The 5,037-nt window shown below is 63.6% G+C and carries 6 protein-coding genes and 1 pseudogene; all 7 read right to left on the reverse strand.

The window, feature by feature from the left end:
- Positions 1–308, reverse strand: a 308-nt coding sequence (locus tag B2V17_RS05245; protein WP_292995933.1) for a 2Fe-2S iron-sulfur cluster-binding protein, incomplete at its 3' end; no start/stop codon positions are given.
- Entirely contained in the window at positions 308–994 is a 687-nt protein-coding gene (locus tag B2V17_RS05250) for a hypothetical protein (protein ID WP_292995935.1), read from the reverse strand. The genes B2V17_RS05250 and B2V17_RS05245, both read right to left, overlap by 1 nt.
- Positions 991–2,277 carry an NADH-quinone oxidoreductase subunit NuoF gene (gene nuoF / locus B2V17_RS05255; protein ID WP_292995937.1) on the reverse strand — a complete coding sequence of 429 codons (1,287 nt, stop codon included), beginning with the start codon at positions 2,275–2,277 and terminating at the stop codon, positions 991–993. The genes B2V17_RS05250 and nuoF overlap by 4 nt, the downstream gene beginning before the upstream one ends.
- 187 nt (positions 2,278–2,464) lie before the next feature.
- Positions 2,465–3,136 (reverse strand): complex I 24 kDa subunit family protein, encoded by a 672-nt coding sequence (locus tag B2V17_RS05260; protein WP_292995939.1) that lies wholly within the window; start codon positions 3,134–3,136, stop codon positions 2,465–2,467.
- Positions 3,136–3,441, reverse strand: a complete 306-nt coding sequence (locus B2V17_RS05265; protein ID WP_324474933.1) for a nuclear transport factor 2 family protein — start codon at positions 3,439–3,441, stop codon at positions 3,136–3,138. Before B2V17_RS05265 ends, B2V17_RS05260 begins: the two co-directional genes overlap by 1 nt.
- 23 nt (positions 3,442–3,464) lie before the next feature.
- Positions 3,465–4,670 (reverse strand): NADH-quinone oxidoreductase subunit D, encoded by a 1,206-nt coding sequence (locus B2V17_RS05270; RefSeq protein ID WP_292995943.1) that lies wholly within the window; start codon positions 4,668–4,670, stop codon positions 3,465–3,467.
- 187 nt (positions 4,671–4,857) lie between these two features.
- Positions 4,858–5,037, reverse strand: a pseudogene (locus tag B2V17_RS05275) (NADH-quinone oxidoreductase subunit C); the annotation flags it as partial.

Raw genomic sequence — 5,037 nt, forward strand, 5'->3', positions numbered from 1 at the left:
TCGCAGATCGGGCAATCGAGCGGGTGGTTGATCAGGAGGAACTCCATCACCCCTTCGCGCGCCTTCTTGACCATTTCGCTGTCGGTGCGGATTTCCTGGCCCTCGGCGGCCGGCAGCGCGCAGCTCGCCTGCGGCTTGGGCGGCCCGGGCTTCACCTCGACCAGGCACATCCGGCAATTGCCGGCGATGCTCAGCCGCTCGTGATAGCAGAAACGGGGGATTTCCTTGCCGGCCAGCTCGCACGCCTGCAGGACGGTAGCGCCCTGCGGAACCTCGATTTCAATGCCGTCAACGGTAACTTTGGGCATCAGTTAGCTCCTCCGACGGCCCCGGAGGGCGCATCGAACGTACGGTGATACAGCGCTTCGGCCAGGGCCGTGCGGAGGCTGAGGCGATTGGCGTTCAGCTTGTAACCGGTGGCAAGGCACTGGCCCAGCGATGGCGCCAGGGTGCCAACAGCAGCCTTCTCTTCCTTGCTGCCGATCCCGGTCCTGAGCAGGGCCAGGATCCCGGCAGGATTGGTCGCCGCGACGCAGGTTGCCATCTCATTGAACGGCTGCGGCCGGCCGGTCACCGCGTACCAGTCCGCGCTGTAGGTCTTCTGCAGCGGCAGGGCCGACAGAGCTTCGGCCCGCTTACGGTCCTTCTTGATGAAGGCTTCGGCCACGAACCCGCGGGTCACCGATATCTCGGCGTTGTAGCTGATGTAATCGACATCGTTGCCGAGGTAACCGCCGACCGAGCAACGCGGCACATCGCTCAGCGCGACATAGTTCTGCTTCATCGTTTCCACATCGCGGGCATCGATGAAGGCCCGAACGCGGACCTCGCGGCGCGCCACGGCGCATTCCATGAAGCGATAGAGCGCGCCGTTGAGTTCGGACATGTCGGCATTGTTGACCTGGCGCATCGCCGGATCGAGCCGTGATCCGACCCGGCTTTCGCCATCGGCGGCGCCAGCCAGCAGGGCCAGGGCTATAGCAAAGCTGCTCATTCCGCTGCCTCCCGAACGTTGTCCGCGATCCTCCGTTCGATTTCGGGGCGGAAGTGGCGGATCAGGCCCTGGATTGGCCAGGCGGCTGCATCGCCCAGGGCGCAGATGGTGTGGCCTTCGACCTGCTTGGTGACGTTCCACAGCATGTCGATCTCCTCGACATCGGCATCGCCGGTGCGCAGGCGCTCCATCACCCGGTACATCCAGCCGGTGCCCTCCCGACAGGGAGTACATTGCCCGCAGCTTTCGTGCATGTAGAAGTGGCTGAGCCGACTGATCGCGCGGACGATGTCGGTCGACTTGTCCATCACGATCACGGCGGCGGTGCCGAGGCCCGATCCGGCTTCCTTGCAGCCGTCGAAGTCCATCGGCATGTCCGGGCACATCGAGCCGGGTACCAGTGGAACCGAGCTGCCGCCCGGGATCACCGCGAGCAGGTTGTCCCACCCGCCGCGGATCCCGCCGCAGTGCTTTTCGATCAGTTCGCGGAACGGGATGCTCATCGCTTCCTCGACCACGCAGGGCTTTTCGACATGCCCAGAGATCTGGAACAGCTTGGTGCCCTTGTTGTTGTCGCGCCCGAAGCTGGAGAACCACCCGGCCCCGCGCCGCAGGATCGTGGGGGCAACCGCGATGGATTCGACGTTGTTGACCGTGGTTGGGCAGCCATAGAGCCCCGCGCCGGCCGGGAATGGCGGCTTCAGGCGCGGCTGGCCCTTCTTGCCTTCCAGGCTTTCGATCATCGCGGTCTCTTCGCCGCAGATATAGGCGCCCGCGCCGCGGTGGACGAAGACGTCGAAATCGTAGCCCGACTTGCAGGCGTTCTTGCCGATCAGGCCGGCGTCATAAGCCTCCTGCACGGCGGCAAACAGCGTCTCGGCCTCGCGGATATATTCGCCGCGGATGTAGATGTAGGCGGCGCGCGCACCCATCGCGAAGCCCGCGACCAGCGCGCCTTCGATCAGCTTGTGCGGATCGTGACGGATGATTTCACGGTCCTTGCACGAACCCGGTTCGGATTCGTCGGCGTTGATCACCAGGAAGCTCGGCCGGGCCGGGTTCGGCTCCTTGGGCATGAACGACCACTTGAGCCCGGTCGGGAACCCCGCCCCGCCGCGCCCGCGCAGCCCGCTGGCCTTAATTTCCTCGATGATCGCATCCTTGCCCTTGGCCAGGATCGCCTTGGTATTGTCCCAATCCCCGCGCTTGCGCGCAGCGGCCAGCGTCCACGGCTGGTAGCCGTAGAGGTTGGTAAAGATGCGGTCCTTGTCCTGGAGGCTCACAGCACACCCCCACACAAAAGAATCTTGTCACCCTGAACTTGTTTCAGGGTCCATTTCGCCGCACGGTCGGTTGGTGCGAGAAATGAGCTGACTGCCCGGCTTACTTGCGCATGACACCAACGGGCTAGAACCACGATGGACCCTGAAACAAGTTCAGGGTGACGGTTGGGTTTGAAGGGAGCTTTGTTCACTTCCAATCCCCCCGGTAATCGTGGTTGGCCTTGACCATCGCTTTGAGCGTGGTCGGCCCACCCAGCGGCTCGACCGTGTGGCGACCCGGCTCCTGCGTGCCAGCCTTGGGGCTCTTGCCCGCGGCCAGCGCATCGAGCACCGCGTTGAGGCGCTCGGGCGTCAGGTCTTCGTAATTGTCGTCGTTGATCTGGACCATCGGGGCCGAGGCGCAGTTGCCCATGCATTCGACCTCGGTCAGCGTCCACAGCCCGTCATCGGTGGTGTGGCCCTTGCGCATCCCGCGCTTCTTGCAGGCGGCCATGATATCGTCGGATCCGCGCAGCATGCACGGCGTGGTACCGCAGACCTGGACGTGGAACCGGCCGACCGGGACCAGATTGTACATGGTGTAGAAGGTCGCGACCTCGACCACGCGGATGATCGGCATGTCGAGCTCACGCGCGATGAATTCCATCACCGGGATCGGCAGCCAGCCCTGGGTGTTGGTTTCGGCGCCGACCTGGCGCTGGGCCAGATCGAGCAGCGGCATCACCGCCGAGCGCTGGCGCCCGGCCGGATAGCGCGCGATGATGTCCTTGGCCTTGGCCGCGTTTTCCTTGGTCCAGGCAAAGCTCCCCCAGCGCGCACGCAGTTCGGGGGTATCGGGTTCGAGATGACGATCAGCCATTAGCGGACGAACTCCACGCGAGAGCACTTGTCGCCCTCGAACGAGTAGATAGACATGACTTCAAAAGGTTCGGCGGTTGACGAGCGGTAGACCTTCTCGTGCAGCACGGCGAATTCGCCCAGTTCGTAGCCCGTGATGATCTCAGCGCGGTTCTCGGGGAACTCGGCGAACATCTTGGCCAGACCCGCACACGTGCCTTCCCGGCCTTCGCGCAGCACCGCCCCGCGATAGCCCGCTTCGCAGGCGTCCTCGGTCATCAGCGCGACATAAGCGTCGGCGTCCTGCGCGTTGTAATGCGCGATCATTTGCTCTGCGATGGCCAGCTTGCTCACCGGTCACACTCCCCGAACACCACGTCAATCGCGCCTAGGATGGCGGTTGCGTCGGGAAGCATGTGGCCCTTGCACATGAAGTCCATCGCCTGAAGGTGGCTGAACGCGGTCGGGCGGATCTTGCAGCGATAGGGTTTGTTGCTGCCGTCGGAGACCAGATAGACCCCGAATTCGCCCTTGGGACTTTCGGTCGCGACGTAAACCTCACCGGCGGGCACGTGGAAGCCTTCGGTGTAGAGCTTGAAGTGGTGGATCAGGCTTTCCATCGACTGCTTCATCTCCGCCCGCTTGGGCGGAACCACCTTCCGGTCGGTGCTGGCGACCGGGCCCGAGGGCATTTCGGCCAGGCACTGCTTCATGATCTTGGCCGACTGGCGCACTTCCTCGACCCGAACCATGAAGCGGTCATAGCAGTCGGAATTGGTGCCGACCGGGATCTCGAAATCCATCCGGTCGTAGACGTCGTAAGGCTGGCTCTTGCGCAGGTCCCACGGGATCCCGGCGGCGCGGATCATCGGGCCGGAGAAGCCCCAGGCCAGCGCGTCGGCCTTGCTGACCACGGCGATATCGACGTTGCGCTGCTTGAAGATGCGGTTGTCGATCACCAGGCTCATTGCGTCTTCGAACAGCCGCGGCAGGCGGGTGTCGAGCCATTCTCCGATATCGACCAGCAGCTTTTCCGGCACATCCTGATGGACCCCTCCGGGGCGGAACCAGGCCGAGTGCATCCGCGCGCCCGAAGCGCGTTCGAAGAAGTTGAGGCAATCCTCGCGAATCTCGAACAGCCACAGGTTCGGGGTCATCGCCCCGACGTCCATCACGTGCGACCCCATGTTGAGCATGTGGTTGCAGATCCGGGTCAGTTCGGCGAACAGCACCCGCAGGTACTGGCCGCGCAGCGGAACCTCGAGGTTGAGCAGCTTTTCGATCGCCAGGACGTAGGAATGCTCCATTCCCAGCGGCGAGCAATAGTCGAGCCGGTCGAAATAGGGCAGCGCCTGCAGGTAGGTCTTGTGCTCGATCAGCTTTTCGGTGCCGCGATGGAGCAGGCCGATGTGCGGATCGACCCGCTCGATGATCTCGCCGTCCAGCTCCAGCACCATCCGCAGCACGCCGTGCGCTGCCGGGTGCTGCGGCCCGAAGTTGATCGTGTAGTTGGAGATGACCTCGTCGCCGGTGGTCGGCGACTGTTCCAGTTGCATGGTCACAGCGCACCTCCAAAACTGCAAATTTCGTCACCCTGAACTCGTTTCAGGGCCCATTTCGCCGATGGCCCGGTGGGTGTGTGGAAAGAGCCGACTGCGCGGCTTGATTGCGCAGCCGGCCACCGGGCAGGAACCCCGATGGGCCCTGAAACAAGTTCAGGGTGACGGTGGAAGAGAGTGCGGGTCACGATTTGCCCTCCGCCTTTTCATCGCCGGGCAGCACGTAGTCCGAACCTTCCCACGGGCTCATGAAATCGAACTGGCGCAGGTCCTGGTTGAGCTTGACCGGTTCGTAGATAACTCGCTGCTGCTCGATCGAATAGCGCAGCTCGACATAGCCGGTCAGCGGGAAATCCTTGCGGAA

The sequence above is a fragment of the Novosphingobium sp. UBA6272 genome (assembly GCF_002440635.1).
GTDB lineage: Bacteria > Pseudomonadota > Alphaproteobacteria > Sphingomonadales > Sphingomonadaceae > Novosphingobium.

Coding starts and splice junctions, on each gene's coding strand:
- B2V17_RS05250 (WP_292995935.1), bottom strand. CDS start 994: ATGAGCAGCTTTGCTATAGCCCTGGCCCTGCTGGCTGGCGCCGCCGAT.
- B2V17_RS05260 (WP_292995939.1), bottom strand. CDS start 3,136: ATGGCTGATCGTCATCTCGAACCCGATACCCCCGAACTGCGTGCGCGC.
- B2V17_RS05265 (WP_324474933.1), bottom strand. CDS start 3,441: ATGATCGCGCATTACAACGCGCAGGACGCCGACGCTTATGTCGCGCTG.
- B2V17_RS05270 (WP_292995943.1), bottom strand. CDS start 4,670: ATGCAACTGGAACAGTCGCCGACCACCGGCGACGAGGTCATCTCCAAC.